Below are 13,803 nucleotides of genomic sequence, written 5' to 3'. Positions count from 1 at the left end.
CGCACCACGGGACGGCCAGGGCGTGAACCACAGGATGATCACGGGATACCCATGAACCGACCACGCTACGGGCCGGTATGACTGCGCACCGTCCCGATCGCGACCTTGATCGTTACGCAGCGTAGGGGGACTATGTCCCTGAGTGACCGGTCTGGTGTATCGTCCCGAAAGGGGCGCTGCGCCGAGGAGGGACGGTGCCGGGGAGGACGCAACACGCGAGGGGGCGATGGGTGATGTACGGCCGAGGGGCGAACGATCCGACACGGCACGGCGGCCGACGGCTGCCGTGCCCCGACGGCGGGTGCCGGACGCCCGCCCGCGCGTCGGCGGGGGCGGCCGACCGCGGACGGGGCCCGGCGGTGCGCCGGGCGCGCGTGCGCCGGTCGGCGCCGGGTGTGCGCCGATGAGCGCGCCGAGCGATGCCTTCGGGGCGTTTCTGGCCCGGCGGTCGGCCGTCGGCGGGACCGGCGCGGTGGTCTCGCAGATCCTGCTCGGTCTCGTCTGCGGGGGTTACGCGGTCGGGGCGGCCGTCGGCTGGGGCTCGCCGGAAGTGGCGCTCTTCATGGGGGATTTCGGCCTCAGCGCCGCCGCGCTGATCGCCGCCGTCTCCTGCTTCCTCTACGCGCGCGCCGACGGCGACCGGTGCCGCCCGGCCTGGCTGCTGTTCTCGTTCTCCTCGCTCATGGCAGCCGGGGGAAACGCCGTCTGGGGCTGGTACGAGGTCGTGCGGGGGGTGCGGGTGCCCAGTCCTTCCCTCGCCGACGTCTTCTTCCTGTGCTTCGCGCCGCCCGCCGTCATCGGGCTGCTCGTCCTCGCCAAACGTCCCGTCACGCGGGCCGGATGGCTCTGCCTCGTGCTCGACTCCTGGCTGATCGGCGGCTCGCTCCTCACCATCTCCTGGAGCCTCGCCCTCGCCCACACCGCGCACCTCACGGACGCCGGGGGGACGAGCGTGGCCCGCGCGGCGCTCTCGCTGGCCTATCCGCTGCTCGACATCGTGCTGGTCTCCATGGTGCTGGCCCTGCACTTCCGCCGCGCCAACGTCAACCGCTCCGCGGTGAACACGGCCATCGCCGCACTCGCCGTGACGGTCCTGTCCGACGCCCTGTTCACCTCGCCGCTGCTGCGGCAGGCGTACCACTCCGGTCAGTTGCTGGACGCCGGCTGGTTCGCGGGTTCGCTGCTCCTCGCCTATGCCCCCTGGGGCGTGCGCGCCGCCTCCGGCGAGGTCCTCGCGTCGCGCGAAGCGCCGCGCCAGGCCAGTCGGCCCATCGCCGGTTCGCTGGCCGCTCTCGCGCCGTACTTCGCCGCCGCCGTCTGCACCCTCGGCATCCTCTACAACGTCGTCGAGGGCCGCACCGTCGACCGCGTCGTGGTCTTCACCGGCTGCACGGTGGCGCTCGCCCTCGTGGTGCGGCAGGCCATCATGCTCGTCGACAACATCGCCCTCACCCAGGAGCTGGCGCAGAAGGAGAACCACTTCCGCTCGCTGGTGCAGGGTTCCAGCGACGTCATCATGATCGCCGCCCCCACCGGCGTCCTGCGCTACGTCAGCCCCGCCGCCGCGGGGGTGTACGGGCGGGACGCCGAGGATCTGGTCGGCACCCAGCTCGCCTCGGTCATCCACCCCGAGGACCTGGGCGGCGTGGTCCACGAGCTGCGCCGGTTCCTCGCCGCCCCGCAGAGCGAGGAACCGACCACCCGGATCGAGTGCCGCTTCAGATCGGGCACGGGCGACTGGCTCAACGTCGAGTCCACGGTCAACCGCCATCAGGGCGGGCTGATCCTCAACAGCCGCGACGTGACCGAACGTGTGCGGCTCCAGGCCCAGTTGCAGCACAATGCCGAGCACGACCCGCTCACCGGCCTGCCCAACCGCGCCCTGTTCACCGAGCGGGTACGGCAGGCCCTCGGCGGCCGTCGCACCGGCGACGCGGGCACCGCCGTGCTCTTCATCGACCTCGACGGCTTCAAGGCGGTCAACGACCGTCTGGGTCACCAGGCGGGCGACGAACTCCTCGTCCAGGCCGCCCGCCGTCTCCAGGAGTCCGTCCGGGCCGGGGACACCGCGGCCCGCCTCGGCGGCGACGAGTTCGCGGCGATCATCCTCGGCGACGGCGCGGGCGACCAGTCCGCCCGGGAGTGCCAGGTCCACGAGATCGCCGACCGGCTCCGTCTCACCCTCTCCCGGCCCTACCACGTCGGCGTCGGCCCCGGCGAGGTCAGGGTCGCCGCGTCCATCGGGGTCGCGTTCGCCGAGCCCGGCATCACCCCCAGCGACCTCATGCGCAACGCCGACCTCGCCATGTACCGGGCCAAGGCGGGCGGCAAGAACCGCGTCGAGCTGTACGCCCCGCAGATGCAGGCCGAGGTCGTCCGCCGCTCGGAGCTGGCCGCCCGGCTCCGCAACGCGCTGCGCGACGGCGAGTTCGCCCTGCTCCACCAGCCGGTGGTGCACCTGGCCAGCGGCACCGTGTCGGCCGTCGCCGCCCAGGCGCGCTGGCGGTCCGCCCAGGGCATCCTGTTCACCCCCGCCGAATTCCTCCGCGTGGCCGAGGACGGCGACCGCACCGCCGAACTCGGCCGCTGGCTCCTCGAAGAGGCCATCGAGCAGGCCGCCGACCGGGCCAGGGCCGGACACCGGGTCTCCGTCGCGGTACGGCTCCCCGCCCGCAGACTGCTCGACAAGGGGACGCCGTCCGGCTCCATCGAGGCCCTGCTCACCCGGCATCGCCTGCCCTCCGGCACCCTGATGATCGAGGTCGCCGAGAGCGACCCCCGGATCCCCTTCGACGAACTCGAACAACGCCTCGTCACGCTGCGCCGCCTCGGCGTGCGCATCGCGCTCGACGGATTCGGCAGCGGATACGCGGCCATAAACGCGCTTCGCCGGCTCCCCATCGACGTGCTCAAACTGGACCGCGGTCTCGTCGAGGGCGTCGTGGCGTCCGCCCGCCTCCACAAGATCACCAGCGGCCTGCTGCGAATCGCCTGCGACCTGGGCATGCAGTCCGTGGCCGACGGGGTCGACGTGCCGGAACAGGTCCTGGCCCTGCGCGCCATGGGCTGTACACACGGACAGGGGATGGCGTTCTCCGGGCCGCTCGACGAGTACCGGCTGCGCCGCGCCCTGACCCGGGGCACGTTCCCGATGCCCGGCACCGCCACCGCGGAACCCGTCCTGACGGGCGGCTCGATCCCACTCCTTCGTGGCTCACATGCTGAGACTCCCGTCCCACCCACTTGACACGTCGTGTGCGTCGGAGAGAGGGTCGATGCCATGCGCACCCGAATTCTCGTACTTGGACAGCGCGTCGGCTGAAGCAGAGTCCCTCGAAGGCACTCTGCAGACCACACCGACGCGCTCCCCTCGCTTGCCTCATGGCACGAGGGGTTTTTTGTTGCACCGGAACCACGCAAACGCCGCAGAACACCCCGCACGAACCCTCAGCTTCGAGAAGAGAATGCCGATGACCGAGCAGGCCACAGGGGCCCACCATCCCCAGCCGCGGGCCCGTAACGGCGGATCGCCCGCCGCCACCGTTGAGCACGTCACGGGCGCGCAGTCCCTCATCCGCTCCCTCGAGGAGGTGGGGGCCGACACGGTATTCGGCATTCCCGGCGGCGCCATCCTTCCGGCCTACGACCCGATGATGGACTCCACCCGGGTCCGTCACGTGCTGGTCCGTCACGAGCAGGGCGCCGGACACGCCGCCACCGGCTACGCGCAGGCCACCGGCAAGGTCGGCGTCTGCATGGCCACCTCGGGCCCCGGTGCCACCAACCTGGTCACGCCGATCGCGGACGCCCACATGGACTCCGTCCCGCTGGTCGCGATCACGGGCCAGGTCGCCTCCAGGGCGATCGGCACGGACGCCTTCCAGGAGGCGGACATCTGCGGCATCACCATGCCGGTCACCAAGCACAACTTCCTCGTCACCAAGGCCGAGGACATCCCGCACACCATCGCCGAGGCGTTCCACATCGCCTCGACCGGCCGTCCGGGCCCCGTCCTCGTCGACATCGCCAAGGACGCCCTCCAGGCGCAGACCACGTTCAGCTGGCCGCCCACCCAGGACCTGCCCGGCTACCGTCCGGTCACCAAGCCGCACGCCAAGCAGATCCGCGAGGCCGCCAAGCTGATCACCCAGGCCAGGCGCCCGGTGCTGTACGTCGGCGGCGGCGTCATCAAGGCGGGGGCCACCGCCGAACTGAAGGTCCTCGCCGAGCTCACCGGAGCGCCCGTCACCACCACACTGATGGCGCTCGGCGCATTCCCCGACAGCCACCCGCTGCACGTCGGAATGCCGGGCATGCACGGTTCGGTCACCGCCGTCACCGCGCTGCAGAAGGCCGACCTGATCGTCGCCCTCGGCGCCCGCTTCGACGACCGTGTCACGGGCAGGCTGGACAGCTTCGCCCCGTACGCCAAGATCGTCCACGCCGACATCGACCCGGCCGAGATCGGCAAGAACCGCGCGGCCGACGTGCCGATCGTGGGCGACGCACGCGAGGTCCTGGCCGACCTCGTCCAGGCCGTCCAGGCCGAGCACACCGAGGGCCACGTCGGTGACTACGCGTCCTGGTGGAAGGACCTCGACCGCTGGCGCGAGACCTACCCGCTCGGCTACGACCTCCCCGAGGACGGCAGCCTGTCCCCGCAGCAGGTCATCCAGCGCATCGGCGAGCTGGCCCCCGAGGGAACGATCTACGCCTCGGGCGTCGGCCAGCACCAGATGTGGGCCGCCCACTTCATCGACCACGAGCGGCCCGCCACCTGGCTGAACTCCGGCGGTGCCGGAACGATGGGGTACGCGGTCCCGGCCGCGATGGGCGCCAAGGCCGGCGCGCCGGACCGTACCGTCTGGGCCATCGACGGCGACGGCTGCTTCCAGATGACCAACCAGGAACTCACCACCTGCGCGCTCAACAACATCCCGATCAAGGTCGCGATCATCAACAACGGCGCGCTCGGCATGGTCCGCCAGTGGCAGACCCTGTTCTACAACCAGCGCTACTCCAACACGGTGCTGCACTCCGGTGCCGACACCGAGGGCGTCCCGGCGAAGGGCACCCGCGTCCCGGACTTCGTCAAGCTGTCCGAGGCCATGGGCTGCCACGCCATCCGCTGCGAGGACCCGGCCGACCTGGACAAGGTCATCGAAGAGGCCAACTCCATCAACGACCGTCCCGTCGTCATCGACTTCATCGTCCACGAGGACGCCATGGTCTGGCCGATGGTCGCCGCCGGCACCTCGAACGACGAGGTCATGGCCGCCCGCGGGGTCCGCCCCGACTTCGGCGACAACGAAGACGACTGAGAGACCGAGAGAGACCGACGCCATGTCCACCAAGCACACGCTCTCCGTCCTGGTCGAGAACAAGCCCGGTGTCCTCGCCCGGATCACCGCCCTGTTCTCCCGCCGCGGCTTCAACATCGACTCGCTCGCGGTCGGAACCACCGAACACCCCGACATCTCGCGCATCACCATCGTCGTGAATGTCGAGGGCCTGCCCCTCGAGCAGGTGACCAAGCAGCTCAACAAGCTCGTGAACGTCCTCAAGATCGTCGAACTGGAGCCCTCCGCTGCGATCCAGCGGGAGCTCGTCCTGGTGAAGGTCCGCGCCGACAACGAGACCCGCTCCCAGATCGTCGAGATCGTCCAGCTGTTCCGCGCCAAGACCGTGGACGTCTCCCCGGAGGCGGTCACGATCGAGGCCACCGGCGGCGCCGACAAGCTGGAGGCCATGCTCAGGATGCTGGAGCAGTACGGCATCAAGGAGCTGGTCCAGTCCGGCACCATCGCCATAGGGCGCGGCGCGCGCTCGATCACCGACCGGTCGCTGCGCGCCCTCGACCGTACGGCCTAGGCCATGTCGTCGAAAGTGCCGTCGTCCGGCCGCAGGCCGGGCGTCGCACGGCAGGCGGCAGTTCGAAGACACGGCCTGGTGCCGGTCCCGGTGCCGTCGTCGCGGCGGCACCGGGACGTCGCCCCCTCGCCGCCCGTATGGCGAGATCAGTAAACGTTTCCGACGTATCCCGCCGTACGGTGGGACGCACCACCCGCACACCAAGGAGAGACCCAGTGGCCGAGCTGTTCTACGACGACGACGCCGACCTGTCCATCATCCAGGGCCGCAAGGTCGCGGTCATCGGCTACGGCAGCCAGGGCCACGCCCACGCGCTGTCGCTGCGCGACTCGGGTGTCGACGTCCGTGTCGGTCTGCACGAGGGCTCCAAGTCCAAGACCAAGGCCGAGGAGCAGGGCCTGCGCGTGGTGACCCCGGCCGAGGCCGCCGCCGAGGCCGACGTCATCATGATCCTCGTCCCGGACCCGATCCAGGCCAAGGTCTACGAGGAGTCCATCAAGGACAACCTCAAGGACGGCGACGCGCTGTTCTTCGGTCACGGCCTGAACATCCGCTACGGCTTCATCAAGCCGCCGGCCGGTGTCGACGTCTGCATGGTCGCCCCGAAGGGCCCGGGCCACCTGGTCCGCCGCCAGTACGAGGAGGGCCGCGGCGTCCCCTGCATCGTGGCCGTCGAGCAGGACGCCACGGGCAACGCCTTCGCGCTGGCGCTGTCGTACGCCAAGGGCATCGGCGGCACCCGCGCCGGCGTCATCAAGACGACCTTCACCGAGGAGACCGAGACCGACCTGTTCGGTGAGCAGGCCGTTCTCTGCGGCGGCACCGCCGCCCTGGTCAAGGCCGGTTTCGAGACCCTGGTCGAGGCCGGTTACCAGCCGGAGATCGCGTACTTCGAGTGCCTGCACGAGCTGAAGCTCATCGTGGACCTCATGTACGAGGGCGGCCTGGAGAAGATGCGCTGGTCCATCTCGGAGACCGCCGAGTGGGGCGACTACGTGACCGGCCCGCGGATCATCACCGACGCCACCAAGGCCGAGATGAAGAAGGTCCTCGCGGAGATCCAGGACGGCTCCTTCGCCAAGAACTGGATGGACGAGTACCACAACGGTCTGCCCCGGTACAGCGAGTACAAGAAGGCGGACAGCGACCACCTCCTGGAGACCACGGGCCGTGAGCTGCGCAAGCTCATGAGCTGGGTCAACGACGAGGACGCGTAAGCACGCCCGGGGGGCGGACCGGAGCGCCGGTCCGCCCCGCCGCGTTCACCGCCGGAAGAGGCTGCGCGCACGTGTGTACAAGTCGTCCACTCCGTGTGGGTGATCCTTCCAACGGGGCGCAGTGCGTGCCCCGGCGCATGACTACACTGCTCCACACATACACGCGTCAGGCCCACAGTGTCGTGCGTCTTCCACGCGGCAAGCCCCTCCACCGCCTGCGGCCGTCGGGACGGCCGTCCGCACTGGACTTGTGAGGACTCACGTGAGCTCGAAACCCGTCGTACTCATCGCTGAAGAGCTGTCGCCCGCCACGGTCGACGCCCTGGGCCCGGACTTCGAGATCCGGCACTGCAACGGCGCGGACCGCGGCGAACTCCTCGCCGCGATCGTCGACGTCGACGCCATCCTGGTGCGCTCCGCCACCAAGGTCGACGCCGAGGCCATCACCGCCGCCACGAAGCTGAAGGTCGTGGCCCGCGCGGGCGTCGGCCTCGACAACGTCGACGTCTCCGCCGCCACCAAGGCCGGCGTGATGGTCGTCAACGCCCCGACCTCCAACATCGTCACCGCGGCCGAGCTGGCCTGCGGTCTGCTGATCGCCACCGCGCGCAACATCCCGCAGGCCAACACCGCGCTCAAGAACGGCGAGTGGAAGCGCTCCAAGTACACCGGCGTGGAGCTGAGCGAGAAGACCCTCGGCGTCGTCGGCCTCGGCCGCATCGGTGTGCTGGTCGCCCAGCGCATGTCGGCCTTCGGCATGAAGATCGTCGCGTACGACCCCTATGTGCAGCCCGCGCGTGCCGCCCAGATGGGCGTCAAGCTCCTCTCGCTCGACGAGCTGCTGGAGGTGTCGGACTTCATCACCGTGCACCTGCCCAAGACCTCCGAGACGGTCGGCCTGATCGGCGACGAGGCACTGCACAAGGTGAAGCCCACCGTGCGTCTCGTCAACGCCGCGCGCGGCGGCATCGTCGACGAGGCGGCGCTCGCCTCCGCCCTCAAGGAGGGCCGGGTCGCCGGCGCCGGTCTCGACGTGTACGCGAAGGAGCCCTGCACGGACTCCCCGCTGTTCGAGTTCGACCAGGTCGTCTGCACCCCGCACCTGGGCGCTTCCACGGACGAGGCGCAGGAGAAGGCCGGCATCGCGGTCGCCAAGTCCGTGCGCCTGGCCCTCGCCGGCGAGCTGGTGCCGGACGCGGTCAACGTCCAGGGCGGCGTCATCGCCCAGGACGTGCGCCCGGGTCTGCCGCTCGCCGAGAAGCTCGGCCGGATCTTCACCGCGCTGGCGGGCGAGGTCGCGGTCCGGCTCGATGTCGAGGTGTACGGCGAGATCACCCAGCACGACGTCAAGGTGCTCGAACTCTCCGCGCTGAAGGGCGTGTTCGAGGATGTCGTCGACGAGACCGTGTCGTACGTGAACGCCCCCCTGTTCGCGCAGGAACGCGGCGTCGAGGTCCGCCTCACCACCAGCTCCGAGTCGCCCGACCACCGCAACCTCGTGACCGTCCGCGGCACGCTCGCGGACGGCGACGAGGTCGCGGTCTCCGGCACGCTGGCCGGGCCCAAGCACCTCCAGAAGATCGTCGCCGTCGGCGAGTACGACGTGGACCTGGCGCTCGCCGACCACATGCTGGTGCTGCGCTACGAGGACCGCCCCGGCGTCGTCGGCACGGTCGGCCGGATCCTCGGCGAGGCCGGTCTGAACATCGCGGGCATGCAGGTGTCGCGGACGGGCGCGGGCGGTGAGGCGCTGGTCGTTCTCACCGTCGACGACGACGTCCCGGCCTCGGTGCTCGCCGAGATCTCCACGGAGATCGGTGCCACCTCCGCCCGTACGGTGAACCTGACCGACTGACGGCCGCGCCCTCACGGCGCCCCGCGTACCCGGCCCGCCCGACATCTAGACGTACGTCTTACACGGACGTCTAGACGCCGGGTACGCTGCTGTCATGGGACACCGTGCGGATCTGCTCGAAGGTGCCAAGCGCTGCCTGCTGGAAAAGGGGTACGCACGGACGACGGCACGCGACATCGTGGCCGCCTCCGGCACGAACCTCGCCTCCATCGGCTACCACTACGGTTCCAAGGAAGCCCTGCTCAACCTGGCCTTCCTCAAGCTGACCGAGGAGTGGGGCGATGTGCTCACGAAACGGCGGGGCGAGGACACGGACGAGGACGGCGGGATCCCCCGGGCGCCGCTCGACCAGTTCCGCGACACCTGGGAGCGGGTGATCGGCAGCTACGAGCGGACCCGTTCGGTCTGGCAGCTCCAGATGGAGGTGACCTCCCGGATCGACCAGGACCCGGAGCTGCGGAAGGCGCTGATCGGCCCGCAGCGCGAGGGGCGGGACGGGCTGGCCGAGAGCATGCTCGGCATCGACCCCGAGAAGGACCCCGAGAAGGCGCGGGTGGCCGGGCTGTTCTGCCAGGCACTGCTCGCCGGCGTGATGGTGCAGTGGCTGATGGACAGTGATTCGGCGCCGTCCGCCCAGGACCTGACGGACGGACTGAAGGCGGTCCTCGAAGGGTGCGCGTCCTGACGGCACCGCTCGCGTCGCGTTCCTCGCGCGGCGTGCGTCCCGCGGCACCGGAACGTCCGTGTATCTCCCGGCGCGTGCCCCCTGCCCCCCGTACCCCTTTCCCCGCGCCCCTGCCACCCCCGCCGACCGCACTCCCCGCCCGCGCGGCACCCCGCCCGCGCGGGCTCGTCCGTACGGGCCACGGTCCCTCCGGGCGGTGACGCGGGCTCACTCGCTCGGTGTGGGCCCGGAGTTGGGTCCTGAGACCCATGACGCGGGGACGGCCCCGACCCTAGGGTGAGTCGCTGTCATGTGACTTGCTGACATCGGGGGTCGGGGGACACGTATGTCTGTTGTCGGTGGCGTGCCGGTTCCCGGGGGACCGGTCCCGGTGAGACCGGGGCACCGGGAGCTTCCGCGTCCGCTCAACACGGCACGGCTGCTGCTGTTCGTGCTGTTCGGCGCGACGGTCCTGGGCGGGCTCGGCCTGCTGGGCTCGGCGTTCGCGGTGGACGCGATGGGGGCCCAGGTCCTCGGCATCCTGCTGTACGCCGCCGCGCCCGGCGTGCTGGGCCTGCTGCTGGCCCGGCGTCTGCGCACCGGCGGCAAACGGGTCTGGTGGGGGCTGGTCGCCGTACAGGCGTGGCTGGTCCTGGGCGGCGTGGCCAACATCGGGGACGGCTCGGCGCGCGGCTTCGTGCAGCTGCTCCTGCCCATCCTGATCCTGGTCCTCCTGACGCGGGCGCAGAGCCGTTCCTGGTTCCTGCTGCCGCCGGTGGAGCGGGGCGCGAAGCCTGTCGGGGAACGCGGCGCGAAGCGCCGGTTCTCGCTCTCCCACATGATCACCTGGCGCCGGGACCGGGGGCAGTCGGCCCTGGAGTACCTGGGCCTGGTGCTGATCGTCGTCGCGCTGATCGCGGCCATGACGCTGAGCGGCCTCGGCGGCCGGATCACCGCGGAACTCCAGGCCGCGATCTGCTCGTTGAGCGGCTATTCCTGCCCGGCGTCGGGGGACGGCCCGGGTCATGTGGAGGCCGGTCCCGGGAAGGACGGCGGTGCCACGAGCGGCGGAGGCGACGCGGGCGCGGACAGCGGCGCGACGGTCACCGGCGGCACGAACGGCGGCCCCTCCGGCACGGGCGACGGCGGCGGCGACGCGAGCGGCGGGAACGCGAGCGGGGGGAACGCGAGCGGCGGGAACGTCGACGGCGGCAGCGGTGGGGCGAACGGCGGTTCCTCGGGTTCGTCCGGCTCCACGGGCGGCAGCGGCGGCACGGGCGGTCCCGACGACGGCCGGCCGGGCAGCGGCGTGGACACGTACCCGGAGGACAACGACGAGCCCGAGGCCGCCTACGACACGCCCGCGTCCGACGAGGACGGCGAAGGGAAGAACGACGGCGGCGGCAAGGACGACGAGGAGGACTGCAGCGGCTGGGGCTTCTTCGGCTGTGCCTGGGACCGTACGACGCAGGTCGTCAAGGGCGTGGCGGTCGACGGCGTCTGGGGCGACATCACCGGGATCATCGACCTGTTCAAGCCCGAGACCTGGTCCGGCATCGCGGACTACGGCAAGCAGCTCGGCGACCAGTGGTCGAAGGACTCCGAGGACGCCGCCGACAAGTGGGACAAGGGCGACTACCTCGGGGCGCTCTGGGACTGGGGCTCGGCGTCGGTCAACACCGTCGTCAAGGTCGGTGACGACGTCTTCGTCGGCGACGAGGTCCGTGACCGCTGGAACAACGGGGAGAAGACCCGGGCCGTCACCGACGTGATCTGGAACGTCGGCTCCCTCTTCATCCCCGGCTACGACGTGGCGAAGGTCGTCGGCAAGGTCGGCAAACTCGGCAAGCTGGGCAAGATCGCCGAGACGGTGGCGAAGGCCGTCGACGACGCGGGAGGCGCGGCTCGCCGCGCCCGCAAGGCCGCCGAACTCGGCGACCTCGACGGCGTGCGCAAGGCGGCCAAGGAGGCCGACGACGCCGCCGACGCGGCGGAGGACGCGGCGCGCCGCACGGGCTGCGTCATCGCGTCCGGCCCGGCCCTGGTGCGCCACGGCGGCGGGACCATGGGGGTCGCGGGGTCCGGCACCGGTGTGCTGGCGTCCGGTTCCACCGGCCGGGTCGTCCTCGCGGACGGCGGCTGCGACGAGGCGGCCAAGGCCGCGGCGGAGAAGGCGCGCGCCGAGGAGCGGGCCGCCCACCTGGAGCAGAAGCGGCTGGAGGAGCCGGAGCGGGCCCGGAAGGCCGAGCTGGACAAGAAGAAGTACTCGGAGCCGACCCGCAACGACACCTCCGACCCGCGCAACTACAACCCGCCGTCCTGGGCCGAGGACCTCAAGGACCGCAAGCTCGGTGACGCGGACCTGGGCGACGGCTACTGGGCCAGCCGCGACCGCAACCCCGCGCCCAACTGGAAGAACGAGTCCTGGCTTCGCTACCAGGAGCAGGTCACCGGAACCAACCGGGGCCAGGAGTACGTCGTGCCGCACCCCAAGGAGGGCAAGCCGGCCGTGGAGTACGACGGCTGGGACTCCGGCAGGCAGACCTTCCTGGAGGCCAAGAACGGCTACCAGAGCTACCTGTCCCAGACCGAACCGGGCACGCTCACCAAGTCCGGCAAGGACAAGTTCGTCGCCGAGGCGAGGGCCCAGGTGGAGGCGTCCGGCGGCCGGGCCGTGGAGTGGCACTTCTCCGACCCCGACGTGGCGAAGGCGGCCCGTCAGGCGTTCCGGGACGAGGGCCTGCCGATCAAGGTGGTGCACACGAAGCCGAAGCCGAACGACAGCACCAGGAAACCGGGGGCCTTCGACGAGTAGCCTGCACGCGGTGGCGGTCCGGCCGCGATCGGCCGGGACCGCCCGCCGCGCCCGAGGACGAAGCTCGACGGAGGAAAGTGCATGCGACGTGTAGTGCGGGCCTTCTGGGGGCCCCGGCCCGAGTCGGCCGAGGCGCTCGCCGGACGCTGGAAGCGGACGCTGGACGGGATCACGGCACTGCTCCCCGGGGCGGTGCCACCGGGCGGCGCCACCGGGGCGGGCCCGTGGCGGCAGGTGCACGGGACCGGCCCGGAGACCGAACTGCCCGCGGACGAGGGGGCGCTGCTCGGCGCCCTGCGCGTGGCGCAGGCGGCCGAGGGCTGGTCCGATCTCACGGGCACGGCGCTGCGGCTGCACCGCACGGACGCGCCCGGTCTGCGGACCGAGCTGAGCGGACTGGCCGGGGGCGCACCGGAGTTCCTGCTCCAGTCGTTCGTGATGACGCTCCATGTGCCGGACGGTGCCGAGGTCCCGGGGGCGGAACTCCTCGCCGTCCTCGCCCGGGAGTGGGAGCCGGACTTCGGTGACGTGAGCGACGACGACGTGCTCGACGCGCTGGAGGACGACGCCGGGTACTCCGTCGGCGACCCCGTGGTGGGCCGGGCCGGCTACCTCTCCCCGGGGCGCGCCGCCCTCGTGCCCGGCGACCTGAAGGCCGTCCGGGAGGAAATGCCCGGAGGCGGCGTGCTGTTGCGCATCGCGGACGCGGGCGCGGACGTGACCGCCGAGGTGGTGGCGGCCTACGAGCGGCTGCGCGACGCCGGTGCGCTGGATCCGCTGCCCCGTCCGATGGACCGGGCGGTGCTGTGACCTGCCGCGCCGGGGAGCCCTTCGCCCTCGCCCGGGCGCTGGCCGACGTCGAGGCGCTGCTGACGGCCCCGCTGCCGGGGTCCGGGCCCGTGGTGGCCGAGGGCGATCCGGAGACGGGGGAGTGGACCGGCACCGACGGCGACGGCTTCCGCGTCGTCCCGCTGTGGGAGGGCGATGCACTGACCGGGGTGTACGCCCCCGAGTGGAACGACGCGCAGGAGGCGGCGGAGGCCCATCTCGCCGCCCTGGCCGCGGAATTGGACCGTCTTTGGGGCCCGCATCACGCGGTTGTGCTCCATGTGCCGCTGCTGCGACGGCAGGAGGGCGCCCGGGTGGATCCGCTGTTCGAGGCGCTGTTCCGGCAGGACCTCTACGGCGACCTGGTGGTGTGGGGCCCGGTGGGCGGTACGGGCCGCTGGGCCGGGGTGACCGTGGGCCACAGCGACGGGGACGCCCCGCTGGTGCTCGCGGCCCTCGTCAGCGACCGCCCGGTCACGGCTCCGGACGACGACCGCTGACGGGCGGCGAGGGCCCACCTCGCGTCCCCGCGGCCCGGTGACCCGTGCTCGGC

The 13,803-nt window shown here is 71.5% G+C and carries 9 protein-coding genes; all 9 read left to right on the top strand.

Annotated elements, in window-relative coordinates; genetic code table 11:
* Positions 1-403 precede the first annotated feature (403 nt).
* Positions 404-3,247 carry a putative bifunctional diguanylate cyclase/phosphodiesterase gene (locus tag ACFYXM_RS10045; RefSeq protein WP_389288492.1) on the top strand — a complete coding sequence of 948 codons (2,844 nt, stop codon included), beginning with the start codon at positions 404-406 and terminating at the stop codon, positions 3,245-3,247.
* A gap of 217 nt (positions 3,248-3,464) precedes the next feature.
* The gene (locus ACFYXM_RS10040) at positions 3,465-5,321 is read left to right on the top strand and encodes an acetolactate synthase large subunit (protein WP_389288491.1); all 1,857 of its coding nucleotides are present in this window, start codon (positions 3,465-3,467) and stop codon (positions 5,319-5,321) included.
* 22 nt (positions 5,322-5,343) lie between these two features.
* On the top strand, positions 5,344-5,871 hold the full coding sequence (gene ilvN, locus ACFYXM_RS10035; protein WP_073784708.1) for an acetolactate synthase small subunit: 528 nt from the start codon (positions 5,344-5,346) through the stop codon (positions 5,869-5,871).
* Between the two features lie 215 nt (positions 5,872-6,086).
* Positions 6,087-7,088: a ketol-acid reductoisomerase gene (ilvC, locus tag ACFYXM_RS10030; protein ID WP_389288490.1), complete on the top strand. Its 1,002-nt coding sequence runs from the start codon at positions 6,087-6,089 to the stop codon at positions 7,086-7,088.
* A gap of 262 nt (positions 7,089-7,350) precedes the next feature.
* Positions 7,351-8,943: a phosphoglycerate dehydrogenase gene (gene serA / locus ACFYXM_RS10025; protein WP_389288489.1), complete on the top strand. Its 1,593-nt coding sequence runs from the start codon at positions 7,351-7,353 to the stop codon at positions 8,941-8,943.
* Between the two features lie 94 nt (positions 8,944-9,037).
* The gene (locus ACFYXM_RS10020) at positions 9,038-9,628 is read left to right on the top strand and encodes a TetR/AcrR family transcriptional regulator (RefSeq protein WP_389288488.1); all 591 of its coding nucleotides are present in this window, start codon (positions 9,038-9,040) and stop codon (positions 9,626-9,628) included.
* A gap of 325 nt (positions 9,629-9,953) precedes the next feature.
* Entirely contained in the window at positions 9,954-12,422 is a 2,469-nt protein-coding gene (locus ACFYXM_RS10015; protein WP_389288487.1) for a Tox-REase-5 domain-containing protein, read from the top strand.
* Between the two features lie 81 nt (positions 12,423-12,503).
* Positions 12,504-13,232: a hypothetical protein gene (locus tag ACFYXM_RS10010; protein WP_389288486.1), complete on the top strand. Its 729-nt coding sequence runs from the start codon at positions 12,504-12,506 to the stop codon at positions 13,230-13,232.
* Positions 13,229-13,750: a hypothetical protein gene (locus ACFYXM_RS10005; RefSeq protein WP_389288485.1), complete on the top strand. Its 522-nt coding sequence runs from the start codon at positions 13,229-13,231 to the stop codon at positions 13,748-13,750. Before ACFYXM_RS10010 ends, ACFYXM_RS10005 begins: the two co-directional genes overlap by 4 nt.
* Positions 13,751-13,803 lie beyond the last annotated feature (53 nt).

This window comes from Streptomyces sp. NPDC002476, assembly GCF_042889785.1.
GTDB lineage: Bacteria > Actinomycetota > Actinomycetes > Streptomycetales > Streptomycetaceae > Streptomyces.
This window is presented reverse-complemented; position numbering and strand designations above follow the sequence as displayed.